Consider the following 13577-nt stretch of genomic DNA (forward strand, 5'->3'; position numbering starts at 1 on the left):
TGCTGCGGGCGGGAGCGGGTCGGACACTCTTCTCGGAAGGAACGCACCGTGTCAGTCCCGACGCCCATCGATGCTTCGGCAGGGCCAGATTTCGACTCCGTCGCCGACGTCGTCAGCCGATTCGGCGACGCAGGCTACATCGCCGACGAACGCCTCGCGACGACGGTGTTCCTGCAGACCAGGCTCGACAAGCCCGTGCTGTTGGAAGGCCCGGCCGGCGTCGGAAAGACCGAGCTGGCAAAGACTCTCGCCGCGGTGACCGGGCGTCGACTGCTGCGGTTGCAGTGCTACGAGGGCCAGGACGAGACCAAAGCGCTCTACGAGTGGGACTACGGCAAGCAGCTGCTGTACACCCAGGTGCTCAAGGAGAAGATCGGCCAGCTCGTCGCCGACACCGAAACTTTGGGTGAAGCAGTCGATCGCATCGCCGCGCAGGACAGTGTGTTCTTCTCCGAGCGCTTCCTGGCGCCTCGCCCGCTGCTCGAGGCCATTCGTTCCCAGGAACCCGTCGTCCTGCTGATCGACGAGGTCGATCGTGCCGACGAGGCGCTCGAAGCGGTTCTGCTGGAATTGCTTGCGGAGAATCAGATCTCGGTTCCCGAGCTCGGCACGTTCACCGCGACGGTCGCCCCGTACGTGATTCTGACGTCGAACAACACCCGCGATCTCTCGGCGGCTCTGAAACGTCGTTGCCTGCACAGCTTCCTCGACTACCCGTCGGCCGAGCGTGAACTCGAGATCGTGGTGTCGAAGGACACCGGTTTGTCGGGTGCCCTCGCCGGCCAGTTGGTCGACGTCGTGCGTGGATTGCGTGACCTGGAACTGCGCAAGTCGCCCAGCATCTCCGAAACCGTGGACTGGGCAAGGACTCTCGCGGTCCTCGGTGCGAGCGAGCTGACCGCCAAGCTGCTGAACGACACGGTGTCGGTCGTCGTCAAGTACGACAAGGACGTGCGCAAGGCGACCGCTGCGATTCCGCGTCTCGTCGATCCGAACGCCGTCATCGATCACGGCCATGGTCACGGTCACGGTCATGGGCACGGCCATGGGCATGGTCACGAGGAGCCCTTGTCCGTTGTGGGGGACGATGATTCGGGTCCAGACGGTCGTGCGATCCGCGCGTCGAAGAACGAGCCCGGCCGCCACGGAAACTACTACGGAGGATCGACGGCATCGACACCGTCACCGGCCAAGGACGTGCCGAAGACGCAGGGCAGCCGCTCGTTCGCGAACGGGTTCGGCAGCAAGAAGAACCGGAAGGCCTGAGTCACCGTGGAGCAGAGTCTGCACCGCTTCGTGCGGTTGCTCCGGCTGCGCGGCATGAGGATCTCGGTGCCCGAGATGCTCGACGCGATGGAAGCAGCTGCGCAGCCGGGATTGCTCGCCGATCGTCGGCTTCTGCGCGAGGCGCTGCGCGTCGCACTGGTCAAGGATCGCGACTCGGACCCGGTGTTCGAGGAGGTCTTCGACCTGTTCTTCGCGCTGGTGAAGGTGCAGAAGGACGACGGTCAGCGCGGACACGGACACGGTCACGACGACCTGTCCGACGACGGACTGCTCGAATCCTTCACTCTCAGTGAGGAGCCCGGCAACCTCCCCGAGCAGGGGCACGAGCACGGGGCGCCGTCGGACATCCGCGAGTTCTTCGATCCGGACGACCTCGCGACGCAGTACAACCTGCATCAGGAGGCGAACAAGATCGACCTCGCCGCGATGACCGACGAGATCGTGTTCAGCAAGGATTCGACCGACAATCTCGGTCAGGGCGAACGCATCCAGATCGAGACGGATCACCTGAAGGGTGCAGGCGTACCCGGCAAGATCTCGACGTCGACCGGCACCAAGGTCGACGCGGATCTGTCGGTCGCGGAGGAGGATGCACTGTTCGGCTGGCTCGACGACCTACCCGACGACGTGCAAGGTGACGTGCTCGACGAAGCGACGGCGCTGCGTGAACGTCTCGCGGGTGTGTTGGCCAACCTGCCTGCTGCGCTCAAGCATCATCTGGAATCGCTTCTGGCACTGGAGAACACCGTCGTCGAGGGCCGTGAGGACCGCGTCGCGAAGGTCGATCACGTCGGCGAGCACGAGCGGGCCGAACTGGAAGAATCGCTGCGGAGGCTGACCCAATCGCTGCACGGTGCGCTGACACATCGCCGAAAAGCAGGCGCGCGCGGACGCGTCGACTCGGGCCGGACGATGCGTCGAAACATGCGGTACGACGGTGTCCCGTTCCGGCCCGTGACCGTGCAGCGCAGCGAGGACAAACCACGGCTGCTGCTGCTGACCGACGTCAGCCTGTCGGTCCGCGCCACCGCCCGGTTCACCCTCCATCTCGTACATGGCCTGCAGGACTTGGTCAGTCAGGTGCGAACCTTCGCATTCGTCTCCGAACTGGTGGAGATCACCGATCTGTTCGCCGACCACAGCGTCGAACATGCGTTGGGGTTGGTGTTCGGCGGTGACGTGCTCGACGTCGACGGCAACTCCGATCACGGAAATGCGTTCGGGCAGTTCCTCGACGAGCACGGCAACGCCGTGAGTCGTCGTACGACCGTGGTGGTTCTGGCGGACGGACGATCGAACGGTCTCGATCCCAATGTTGAGGCGTTCGCCGAGATCACGCGTCGCGCACGGGAAACGATCTGGCTGACACCCGAACCGCGGTACTCGTGGGGGCTCGGCTCGTGTGACCTGCCGCTCTATGCCGAACATTGCCAGCGGGTGCGCGTCGTGCGGGACCTGACGGGACTGACGAGCACCGCCGATGCGCTCGCGACGGAACAGGTGGGACGATGACGACTCTGGACAGGCCCGCGGCCACCTCGGACCGGCGTGGTCGGTTCACGCGCGACGAGATTCCGCGCCTGGTCGGGATGTTCGTGTTCATCGCCGGTCTGCACGTCGTGGGATGGGGATTGTTCGCGCACTACGACGCCATCCCACGTATTCACGAATTGACCGGCGCCGACGGCACTCTCGTCTACGCAGGTGCCGGAGTGCTCGCCTACACACTCGGGATGCGTCACGCATTCGATGCCGACCACATCGCGGCGATCGACGATACGACGCGATTCCTGTTGCAGAAAGGCAAGCGGCCGTTGGCCGTCGGGCTGTTCTTCTCTCTCGGACATTCGACGGTCGTGTTCGTGTTCGTCGCAGCGATCGCCGTCGTGGCCGCGAAAGCCACTGCGTTCCAAGATGCGTTCGCGGGCGTCGGAGGCATCATCGGCACGCTCGTGTCGGGCGGATTCCTGTTCCTGATCGCGGTGCTCAACTTCGCCGTCCTCGCCGGGATCGTGCGGGTGTGGCGACGGGCGAGGGCAGGGGAGTACTCGGAGGAACACCTCGACGAGTTGCTCGCGAAACGTGGGCTGCTGAACCGAATCTTCCGCGGACGCTACGACCGGTTCATCAAGGACTCCTGGCAGATGTACCCGCTCGGCCTGCTGTTCGGGCTCGGATTCGACACGGCCACCCAGGTCGGACTTCTCGCCGTCGCCGGCACGACGGCGATGGCAGGAGGGTTGCCGCCGCTCGCGATCATCGCGTTGCCCATCATCTTCGCCGCAGGCATGACGACGATGGACACCATCGACGGAATCTTCATGTCCAAGGCGTACGGCTGGGCGTTCGTCACCCCGATCCGAAAGATCTACTACAACATCACGATGACGTCGCTGTCGATCTTCGTCGCCGTCGTCATCGGGTCGGTGCAGCTGCTGTCTCTGCTCGGCGACGAACTCGGGCTGACCGGGCAGCCGTGGGATTTCCTCGCGTCGATCGATCTGAATCTCGCCGGGCAGTTCGTCGTCGGCACGTTCTTCGCCGTGTGGATCGGTGCGTTGGTCTACTACAAGGTCGCGAGAATCGAGTAGTGCGGGACCCTGAATCGGGTAGTAAAGGTTCATGGACGTCACTCTCGACATAGCTCAGGGCCGGTTGCGCGGACTGCGTGACGGAGCGGTCACCTCGTTCCTCGGAATTCCGTACGCGGAAGCACCGTTCGGGCCGCTGCGCTTCGCGGCGCCGACGGCCCCTCCGACGTGGGAGGGCGTGCGCGACGCGACGACGCTTGGCGCCACCGCACCCAAGATCGGCTACCGGCCGCCGACCAGCGACATCCTCGTCGAGCCGGTCGTGCCTGGCGACGAGTGCCTCAACCTGAACGTCTGGACGCCGGGCACCGAGGAGTCCGGCCTGCCGGTGTTCGTCTGGATCCACGGCGGCGCGTTCGTCAACGGCAGCAACGCCGTGCCGATCTACGACGGTTCGGCGTTCGCCCGCGACGGCGTCGTCGCGGTGGCGATCAACTACCGACTCGGCGCCGACGGGTTCGCACGCATCGAGGGCGCGCCCGCGAACCGGGGTCTGCTGGATCAGGTTGCGGCGCTCGAATGGGTACGCGACAACATTTCGGCGTTCGGAGGTGATCCGGGGAGGGTGACGGTCGCCGGCGAATCGGCCGGGGCCATGAGCGTCGGGACGCTGGTGTCGATGCCGCGTGCGGAAGGGCTGTTCCAGCGCGCGGTTCTGCAGAGCGGTGCCGGACACCACGTGATCTCGGAGCCGACTGCGTCCAAGGTGGCGGAGGCACTGGCTCAGGCCGTCGGAGTGGAGCCGACGGTAGAGGGACTGGCGTCCGTCCCGGTCGAGCAGTTCGTCGACGCGCAGCGAGAACTCGGCGATCGGATTTCGGCCGAGGCCCCGACGGGTGCGTGGGGCGAACTCGCGTTCAACGTCATGCCGTTCGAGCCGTACATCGACGGTGACGTGGTGCCGGAGTTGCCGTATGCGCGCATCGCCGGGGGAGCGGGCGCGGACGTCGAAATTCTGATCGGGACCACCAGCGAGGAGTTCGCGTTCTTCCTCGTGCCCGCAGGCGTGACCGGCTACGTGAACGAGGACCGGATTCGGCTGCTGCTCGGCGCGTACGGCGTCGACGTCGACACCGCGGTCGACGCCTACCGCGCGCAACTACCCGACGCCTCTCCGGGCGAGCTGCTGATCGCAGTGATGACGGACTGGTTCTTTCGGATCCCGGCGCTCCGCGTCGTCGAATCGCGGGGCGGGCGGGCGTTCGTCTACGAATTCGCTTGGCGCTCATCGCTGTTCGACGGAAACCTCGGCGCCTGTCATGCGCTCGAGATCCCGTTCGTGTTCGACGTGCTGGGCAAGCCCGAGACCGCGCGCATCACCGGTGCGAACCCTCCGCAGAAACTCGCGGACGAGATGCACCGGGCCTGGGTCGATTTCGTGCGCGACGGTGACCCCGGGTGGGTGCGCTACGGCGACGATCGCTCGGTCATGATGTTCGGCGAACAATCGTCGGTCGTCGACGATCCGCGTCCGTCGACGCGAGAGGTCTGGGCGGGGGTGCGCTGACGCGTCCGTGCGTGGGAATGTACAGCCCGCTACACATTGCCACGCACGTGCGGCGACGTCGCCTATCGTCCTACCCGTGAACCTACCGACCACGTCGTTTCGCCTCGTGCCGATGCGCGCGAGGGATCCGCAGGAGCCGCATCGCGTCGCGAGTTCGTTGGAGCTGTTCTTCGACCTCGTGTTCGTCGTGGCGGTCAGTATCGCCTCGGTCCAGCTGCACCATGCGCTGACCGAGGATCACATCGCGCAGGGGCTCGTCAGCTACCTGATGGTGTTCTTCGCCATCTGGTGGGCGTGGATGAACTTCACCTGGTTCGCGACGTCGTTCGACACCGACGACTGGCTCTACCGAGCGATGACGGTTGTGCAGATGGCGGGCGTGCTCGTGCTGGCGGCAGGTATCGAGCCGGCGTTCACGGACGAGAACTACGCGGTGCTTGTCTTCGGCTACGTGGTCATGCGCATCGCGATGATCGCGCAGTGGCTTCGGGCGTCGAGGTCACCCGATCACAAGACCACTGCGCTGACCTACGCGTTCGGCATCGGCGGCGTCCAGATCCTGTGGATCCTGTGGCTGTTCGTGCCCGGAGGGCCATGGCAGATCGTCTGTTTCGTCGCGCTCGCCGCCGTCGAGGTGTCGATTCCCGTCGTCGCCGAAAGAAACGGTTCGACGCCGTGGCATCCGCACCACATCACCGAACGCTACGGATTGTTCACCCTGATCCTGCTCGGTGAGAGCCTGCTCGCGTCGGCCAACGCCATCATCGAGGCGCTGCACGACGAGACCGCACTCGCTCCGCTCATCTCGATCGCGGTACTGACACTCGTCGTCACGGCCTCGCTGTGGTGGATCTACTTCTGGCCGCCTCATCACCGGGCGATCCGCGGCATCGGCTCCTCGTTGAAGTACGGCTACGTGCACTACTTCGTGTTCGCGGCGGCCGGTGCGTTCTCCGCAGGCATCGAGGTCGAGATCGACGTGCTGACGCACCACAGCGAATTGAACGACGTCGCCGCGTCGTTCACCGTCACGGTGCCGATCGCCGTCTTCGTGCTCGGCGTCTGGTTCCTGGCCATCAGGAACAACGCGGATCGCGTCGTCAACACAGTCGTGCCGGTGGGCGCTGTGCTGGTGCTTCTCGACCCGGTCATTCCGATTCCCATCACCCTGACGGCCGTGGTCATGGTGGTGATGGTGGCTGTGCTGGTGGCGCGAAAGCCTGTCGACGCCTGAACGTGGATCGGCGACCGAGAGAGCTGGGCGCCCGCGTGAGAAACTGGCCGCATGAGTATCGGAACCTTGATTCTGCTCCGCCACGGCGAGAGTGAATGGAACGCATCCAACCAGTTCACCGGGTGGGTCGATGTCCGCCTGACGGAGAAGGGCGAGGCCGAGGGCAAGCGCGCAGGCGAACTGCTCGCAGAATCCGGCGTGCTTCCCGACGTGCTGTACACGTCACTGCTGCGCCGGGCGATCAGCACGGCGAACATCGCGCTCGACGCGGCCGATCGCCACTGGATCCCCGTCGTCCGCGATTGGCGACTCAACGAACGGCACTACGGCGCTCTGCAGGGTCTGAACAAGGCCGAGACCAAGGACAAGTACGGCGACGAGCAGTTCATGCTGTGGCGTCGTAGCTACGACACCCCTCCGCCGCCGATCGAGGCAGGCAGCGAATACAGCCAGGATGCCGACGCCCGGTACTCCGATCTGGACAGCGTCCCACTGACGGAATGCCTGAAGGACGTCGTCGACCGGCTCATTCCGTACTTCGAGGAGACCATCGTCGCCGAGCTGCGCGCGGGCAAGAACGTCCTCGTCGCCGCTCACGGCAACTCGCTTCGCGCACTCGTGAAGTATCTCGACGAGATCTCCGACGCCGATATCGCCGCGCTGAACATTCCGACGGGCATCCCGCTGCAGTACGACTTCGAGGGCGGCGACGGCAAGCTCGTGCCGTCGAACCCGGGTGGCACCTACCTCGACCCCGAGGCCGCAGCCGCCGGCGCTGCCGCCGTCGCGAACCAGGGTGCCAAGTAGCAGGATCCGCTCCGGGAGTCCGTTTCTCCGGAACAATAGGTGAACGAACGAAGAACATCGTCGACGAGGGCTGTGACGACCAGGGAAATGCCTGCACCCTGCGTATGTGAGCTGTCCATCGAACGTACGATTCCGGTGTGAGTGTTGCATCGGCCGTCCTGCTGGCATTGTCTGCAGCGTTCGGTGGATACCTCGTCGGCGGTGTTCTCATCCCGTACATCAACACGCGACATTCGGAGCGGCGACGAGCGTCGTCGGGCTTGACGATGTCCCAGGTTCTGGACTTGATCGTGTTGGCGTCGGAGAGCGGGATCGCGGTCGTCGACAAGTTCCACGACGTAGTCCTGTTCAATCCGCGGGCCGAGGAGTTGGGCCTCGTGCGTAATCGCCTCATCGACGATCGGGCGTGGGAGGCGGCGCAGAAAGTTCTCGAAGACGGGCAGTCCGTCGAGATCGATCTGACCGCCAAGAATCCACGCACCGGACGCGACAGGATCGCCGTCAAAGCCGTCGCACGTCTCCTCAGCAAGGAGGACAGTCGCTTCGTCGTCCTGTTCGCCGACGACGATTCCGAGCAGGTCCGGATGGAGGCGACGCGTCGGGACTTCGTCGCGAACGTCAGCCACGAACTGAAGACGCCCGTCGGTGCGATGAGTCTGCTCGCCGAGGCGCTTCTCGAATCCGCCGACGACCCGGACTCGGTACGCCACTTCGGTGGAAAGGTCGTCGCCGAATCGAAGCGGCTCGGCAACATGGTGACCGAGTTGATCGCGCTGTCTCGGCTGCAAGGGGCGGAGAAGCTGCCGGATCTCGAGGTCGTCGACGTCGACAGCGTCGTGGCCGCCGCGCTCGACCGGTCCAAGCTCGCCGCCGAGAACGCCGGCATCACCGTCACGACCGACCACCCCAGCGGCCTCGAGGTGCTGGGCGATCAGGCGCTACTGGTGACGGCCCTCGCCAATCTCATCCAGAACGCCATCGCCTACTCGCCCGACGGCTCGCCGGTGTCGGTCAGCCGCGCGCTACGCGGCCAGTCCGTCGCCTTCGCCGTGACCGACCGCGGCATCGGCATCGCCAAGGAAGACCAGGAACGGGTCTTCGAACGATTCTTCCGCGTCGACAAAGCGCGTTCGCGGGCAACCGGCGGGACGGGCCTCGGCCTGGCCATCGCCAAACACGTCGCAGCCAACCACAACGGGAGCATCTCGCTGTGGAGCAAGCTCGGCACCGGATCGACTTTCACCCTTCAGATCCCCGCCTATTTCGAGGAAGACGACCCCGGGTCGACGGAAAGAGAGAAACAGTGACCAACGTGCTGATCGTCGAGGACGAGGAATCGTTGGCCGATCCTTTGGCCTTTCTGCTCCGTAAGGAGGGTTTCGAGGCGACGGTCGCCGGTGACGGACCCTCGGCTCTCGCGGAATTCGATCGTGCGGGCGCCGACATCGTTCTGCTCGACCTGATGCTTCCCGGTATGAGCGGTACCGACGTGTGCAAGCAGCTGCGTGCACGGTCGGGTGTTCCGGTGATCATGGTGACCGCGCGGGACAGCGAGATCGACAAGGTCGTCGGTCTCGAACTCGGCGCCGACGACTACGTCACCAAGCCGTACTCGGCTCGCGAGCTGATCGCGCGGATTCGTGCCGTGCTGCGACGCGGCAGCGACGCCGACATCGACGGCGCGGCCGACACCGGCGTGCTCGAAGCAGGCCCGGTGCGCATGGACGTCGAGCGGCATGTGGTGATGGTCGACAACGAGCAGATCACGTTGCCGCTGAAGGAATTCGACCTGCTGGAGTACCTGTTGCGTAACTCCGGCCGCGTGCTGACGCGTGGCCAGTTGATCGATCGGGTGTGGGGCGCGGACTACGTCGGCGACACCAAGACCCTCGACGTGCACGTCAAGCGTCTGCGATCGAAGATCGAATCGGATCCGGCCAAGCCCGAGCATCTCGTCACGGTCCGCGGTCTGGGCTACAAGCTCGAGGGGTAGGCGCCTTCGGCGCACGTGCACGAAAATGCATAGAGGGCTATGTATTTTCGTGCACCTGGGGACCGAGTCGCCCTTCCGTAAGGTTTAAGATTCAAGTATTGCAATCGACGAATACTACGGAAGAAGCGTTGCCATGAAAGCCCTGCAGTACCGCACCATCGGATCCCGCCCCGAACTCGTCGAGATCGACACGCCCACCCCGTCGGCGTCGGAGATTCTGCTCCGCGTCACGGCCGCGGGCGCTTGCCACTCGGACGAGTTCATCATGGGTGTCTCCGAGGAGGAGTACTACTTCAAGCCCCTGCCGCTGACGCTCGGCCACGAGGTTGCAGGCGTCGTCGAGGCAGTGGGTGACGGCGTCACCGGCGTCGAGGTCGGCGAGTCGGTGCTGGTCTACGGGCCGTGGGGATGTGGCCGCTGCTACCAGTGCGCACAGGGCAACGAGATGAACTGCGAGAAGGGGATGCGCGCGCCCGGCATCTTCAGCGACGGTGGCATGGCCGAGTACATGATCGTCGACGACGCCCGCCACCTCGTCCCGCTGGGTGACCTCGACCCTGTCACCAGCGTGTCCCTGACCGACGCGGGCCTGACGCCCTACCGCGCAGTCAAGTCGGTGCTGCCGAAGCTGACGCCGGGAACGACGGCCGTCGTCATCGGTGCGGGTGGTCTCGGGCACGTCGCGATCCAGATTCTGAAGGCCCTGACGCAGGCGACCGTCGTCGCGCTGGATCTCGGTGACGAGCAGCTCGAATTCGCGAAGAAGGTCGGAGCCGACCACACGTTCAAGTCCGAGCCCGCAGCGGCCGACTCGGTCAAGGACATCACTCGCGGACTCGGCGCGGACGTCGTGTTCGACTTCGTCGGCATTCAGCCGACGGCCGACCTCGCGGCAGGAATGGTCGCGATGGCCGGACACGTCGTCGTGATCGGTGTCGCGAGTGGTGCGGTGAAGATCGGACAGCGCACGGTTCCGCTCGACGTCACCGGCCGAGCCATCAACTGGGGTTCGCGGGCAGAGCTCATCGAGGTGGTCGAGCTCGCCAAGCGCGGTGCGATCCAGATCCACGTCGAGAAGTACTCGCTCGACGAGGCACCGCAGGCGTACGAGAACCTGCACGCGGGCAGGATCCGTGGCCGCGCGGTGATCGTGCCCTGACAGCCCTACGTGCGTGGGAATGTATAGCCCGCTATGTATTTTCGCGCACGTGGGCCGAAGGCCCCTACTTCGTCCGCTGCGCCTCACGCGTCGCCGGGTGCACGGCGATGAGCCCGAGTCCGCGACGACGCCTGCACAGCGACGCCAACTCGTCGTACGCCGCCTTACCGAGCAGTTCGGTCAGCTCGGGCTCGTACGACTCGAACACCTGCTTGCTGCCGACGTGCGCGTCGGGGGAGCCGGAGCAGTACCACGCCAGGTCGTGTCCACCCTCGCCCCAGCCGCGACGGTCGTACTCGCCGATCGTCGTCTTCAGGATCTCGGTGCCGTCGGGACGCGTTTCCCAGTCCTGGGTGCGACGGATGGGGAGCTGCCAGCAGACGTCGGGCTTCACCGTCAGCGGCTCGATGCCCTTCCTCAACGCCATCGAGTGCAGCGCGCAGCCGATTCCACCGGCGAATCCCGGCCGGTTCTGGAAGATGCACGCGCCCTTGTAGCGCCGGGTGCGCAGCGATTCCTCGTCGTTCAGGTCGTCGTACTCGACGTAGCCCTTCTTGCCCAGGCCCTTCTCCATGAACTGCCAGTCCTCGGCGGTGAGCAACTTCACCGACTCGTCCAGCTTCTTCTTGTCGTCGTCGTCGGACAGGAACGCGCCGTGCGAACAGCATCCGTCGTCGGGGCGGCCCGCGACGGTTCCCTGGCAGGCGGGTGTGCCGAACACGCAAGTCCAGTTCGACAGCAGCCACGTCAGGTCCGCCGCGATGATGTGTTCGGAGTTGTCCGGGTCGGGGAATTCCACCCACTCGCGGGGAAAATCCAGATCGACTTCTGCAGCAAAGGTCGGCTGCTTGCTACCTGCTGTCACAAGTGACGACGCTAGACCCAGTACCGTGGTTGTGTGCGATTAGGGGTGCTCGACGTCGGAAGCAACACCGTGCATCTACTGGTGGTGGATGCACATCGTGGTGGGCACCCCACTCCGATGAGTTCGTCGAAGGCGACGCTCCGACTCTCGGAGAACACCGACGCCGACGGCAACATCACCGCGGCCGGTGCAGAACGCCTGGTGAACGAGGTAGGCGACTTCGCAGCGATCGCCGAGAAGTCCGGGTGCGAAGAGTTGATGGCGTTCGCCACCTCCGCGGTCCGCGACGCACACAACTGCGACGTCGTCCTCGCCCGCGTGAAGAACGAGACGGGCGTCGATCTGCAGACGCTGTCCGGCGTCGACGAGGCTCGTCTCACGTTCCTCGCGGTTCGACGCTGGTTCGGGTGGAGCGCAGGACGCATTCTGAACATCGACATCGGTGGCGGCTCGCTCGAACTGACGTCGGGGAGCGACGAGGATCCGGACGTCGCGTTCTCGCTGCCGCTCGGTGCAGGCCGTCTGACAAGAGATTGGCTCGTCGCCGACCCGCCCGGCAAGCGGCGCGTCGCCGTTCTGCGTGACTGGCTCGACGCGGAACTCGCGACACCGGCCAAGGAGCTGCTCGGCGCAGGCGAGCCCGACCGCGTGGTCGCGACGTCGAAGACCTTCCGTTCGCTCGCGCGGTTGACGGGTGCGGCACCGTCGGCGGCAGGCCCGCGGGTGCCGCGGACGTTGACGGCGAACGGTCTCAGGCAACTCATAGCGTTCATATCGCGGATGACCGCGGCGGACCGTGCAGAATTGGAAGGAGTCAGCGCCGACCGCTCACCGCAATTGGTGGCCGGGGCGCTCGTAGCAGAGGCGGGCATGCGGGCTTTGTCGATCGATACGATCGAGATCTGTCCGTGGGCGCTCAGGGAAGGTTTGATTTTGCGGAAGCTGGACACCGAAACGGACGGCGATCTGGTGGTGAGCACGACGTGACCGAGAACAACACGAACCCGGAGGACACCGGGCAGATTTCCGTCGCCGAACTCCTCGCGCGTAACGGGCAGAAGGGCAACTTCAGCACGGGCGGCCGACGTCGGCGCGGTGTGAAGGGCGGCATCTCGGTCGCCGAACTCACCGGCGAGATCCCCGTCGTCCGCGACGAACCGACCGCGGGTGAGGCCCCCGTCATCACGCCGGAGCCCGAGGCGGCCCCGAAGCCGACGCCGGCAGTCTCCAAGGCGGCTCAGTTCAAGCCTGCCGAGTCCAAGCCGTCCGAACCCAAGCGCGCGCAGCCCGAGCCGGAACTGCTGTCCGGTTCGACCACCGCCGCAGGCGACCTGATGAACAAGGCGCACGACGAGAACGAGCGACGGCCGTACGGGTCCGTCCCGTCTCAGCGACCGGTTCCGATCACGTCGCGCTCGCGGTCCGCCGGATTCGTCCAGCGCAACCGGTCCGATCGATCCGAACGTGACGCCGAGCCGAAGACCGACGTCACGGCCAAGACCGACGGGACGTCGGAAACCCAGGCCCGGCCGAAACCGGCCGTCGCGCAGAAGCCCGTCGTCGCGCCGAAGCCCGCTGTCGCGCCGAAGCCCGCTGTCGCGCCGAAGCCCGAGGTCGCTTCGACGCCCGAGGCGAAGGCCGACACCACGTCGACGACGGCGAAGCCGGTCACTCGCGCGATGCCTGCGGTCGAGCGTCCCGCGGACGACGTCGACAAGGACGACGTCGACAAGGACGAGAAGCCGCAGCTCGAGAAGAAGCCCTCGCGCACCTCCGATTCCGACGACGCGGCCACCGAGATCACCGATGCGGTCACGGACGATTCCGGCGACTCCGACGTCCCCACGACCCCGGCCAAGAAGGACGCCGCCAAGCAGTGGCTCGTTCTCGCGGGTCAGGGTGTCGTCGCGATCGTCGTCGGCGCGCTGCTGTTCAAGGGCTTCGAGAAGCTGTGGGACATGCTTCCGTGGGTCGCACTGATCCTGGCGGTGCTGGTGATCGTCGGACTGGTCGCCGTCGTGCGCATTCTGCGACGGACGGACGACATGATCAGCATGGTCATCGCGATCGCGGTCGGGGTGTTCGTGACGCTCGGGCCGCTCGCGTTCCAACTGAGTACCGGCTGACAAGGCGT

General features: G+C 65.5%; 12 protein-coding genes. 11 read left to right on the forward strand and 1 reads right to left on the reverse strand.

Annotated elements, in window-relative coordinates:
- The first annotated feature begins 48 nt into the window (after positions 1 to 48).
- The 9 genes from A3K89_RS15050 to A3K89_RS15090 all read left to right on the forward strand — a co-directional run bounded on the left by A3K89_RS15050 (position 49) and on the right by A3K89_RS15090 (position 10578).
- Positions 49 to 1266 carry an AAA family ATPase gene (locus tag A3K89_RS15050; RefSeq protein WP_068427393.1) on the forward strand — a complete coding sequence of 406 codons (1218 nt, stop codon included), beginning with the start codon at positions 49 to 51 and terminating at the stop codon, positions 1264 to 1266.
- A 6-nt stretch (positions 1267 to 1272) separates the two neighbouring features.
- Positions 1273 to 2799 (forward strand): VWA domain-containing protein, encoded by a 1527-nt coding sequence (locus A3K89_RS15055; RefSeq protein ID WP_068427395.1) that lies wholly within the window; start codon positions 1273 to 1275, stop codon positions 2797 to 2799.
- Positions 2796 to 3878 carry a HoxN/HupN/NixA family nickel/cobalt transporter gene (locus tag A3K89_RS15060; protein ID WP_068427397.1) on the forward strand — a complete coding sequence of 361 codons (1083 nt, stop codon included), beginning with the start codon at positions 2796 to 2798 and terminating at the stop codon, positions 3876 to 3878. Before A3K89_RS15055 ends, A3K89_RS15060 begins: the two co-directional genes overlap by 4 nt.
- A 31-nt stretch (positions 3879 to 3909) precedes the next feature.
- Positions 3910 to 5385 (forward strand): carboxylesterase/lipase family protein, encoded by a 1476-nt coding sequence (locus A3K89_RS15065; RefSeq protein ID WP_068427398.1) that lies wholly within the window; start codon positions 3910 to 3912, stop codon positions 5383 to 5385.
- A 112-nt stretch (positions 5386 to 5497) separates the two neighbouring features.
- Positions 5498 to 6619 carry a low temperature requirement protein A gene (locus A3K89_RS15070; RefSeq protein ID WP_068427481.1) on the forward strand — a complete coding sequence of 374 codons (1122 nt, stop codon included), beginning with the start codon at positions 5498 to 5500 and terminating at the stop codon, positions 6617 to 6619.
- 51 nt (positions 6620 to 6670) lie between these two features.
- Positions 6671 to 7426: a phosphoglyceromutase gene (locus A3K89_RS15075; RefSeq protein ID WP_068427400.1), complete on the forward strand. Its 756-nt coding sequence runs from the start codon at positions 6671 to 6673 to the stop codon at positions 7424 to 7426.
- Between the two features lie 137 nt (positions 7427 to 7563).
- Entirely contained in the window at positions 7564 to 8733 is a 1170-nt protein-coding gene (locus A3K89_RS15080) for a sensor histidine kinase (protein ID WP_068427401.1), read from the forward strand.
- Positions 8730 to 9419, forward strand: a complete 690-nt coding sequence (locus tag A3K89_RS15085) for a response regulator transcription factor (RefSeq protein ID WP_068427402.1) — start codon at positions 8730 to 8732, stop codon at positions 9417 to 9419. Before A3K89_RS15080 ends, A3K89_RS15085 begins: the two co-directional genes overlap by 4 nt.
- Before the next feature lie 133 nt (positions 9420 to 9552).
- Entirely contained in the window at positions 9553 to 10578 is a 1026-nt protein-coding gene (locus A3K89_RS15090) for an NAD(P)-dependent alcohol dehydrogenase (RefSeq protein ID WP_068427403.1), read from the forward strand.
- Positions 10579 to 10642: 64 nt separating this feature from the next.
- Here A3K89_RS15090 and A3K89_RS15095 read toward each other — a convergent pair whose 3' ends face one another.
- Entirely contained in the window at positions 10643 to 11443 is an 801-nt protein-coding gene (locus A3K89_RS15095) for a hypothetical protein (protein WP_068427404.1), read from the reverse strand.
- Positions 11444 to 11476: 33 nt separating this feature from the next.
- Here A3K89_RS15095 and A3K89_RS15100 point away from each other — a divergent pair, with 33 nt between their 5' ends.
- Complete coding sequence (locus A3K89_RS15100) at positions 11477 to 12430, forward strand: Ppx/GppA phosphatase family protein (RefSeq protein WP_068427406.1); 954 nt, start codon at positions 11477 to 11479, stop codon at positions 12428 to 12430.
- Positions 12427 to 13569, forward strand: a complete 1143-nt coding sequence (locus tag A3K89_RS15105) for a hypothetical protein (RefSeq protein WP_068427408.1) — start codon at positions 12427 to 12429, stop codon at positions 13567 to 13569. Before A3K89_RS15100 ends, A3K89_RS15105 begins: the two co-directional genes overlap by 4 nt.
- Positions 13570 to 13577 lie beyond the last annotated feature (8 nt).

Origin of the sequence: Rhodococcoides kyotonense (assembly GCF_001645385.1) — a bacterium.
Lineage (GTDB): Bacteria > Actinomycetota > Actinomycetes > Mycobacteriales > Mycobacteriaceae > Rhodococcoides > Rhodococcoides kyotonensis_B.

Excerpts from the sequence above, each read along its gene's own strand:
- A3K89_RS15060 (WP_068427397.1), top strand. The coding sequence starts at position 2,796 with ATGACGACTCTGGACAGGCCCGCGGCCACCTCGGACCGGCGTGGTCGG.
- A3K89_RS15075 (WP_068427400.1), top strand. The coding sequence starts at position 6,671 with ATGAGTATCGGAACCTTGATTCTGCTCCGCCACGGCGAGAGTGAATGG.
- A3K89_RS15065 (WP_068427398.1), top strand. The coding sequence starts at position 3,910 with ATGGACGTCACTCTCGACATAGCTCAGGGCCGGTTGCGCGGACTGCGT.
- A3K89_RS15090 (WP_068427403.1), top strand. The coding sequence starts at position 9,553 with ATGAAAGCCCTGCAGTACCGCACCATCGGATCCCGCCCCGAACTCGTC.
- A3K89_RS15070 (WP_068427481.1), top strand. The coding sequence starts at position 5,498 with ATGCGCGCGAGGGATCCGCAGGAGCCGCATCGCGTCGCGAGTTCGTTG.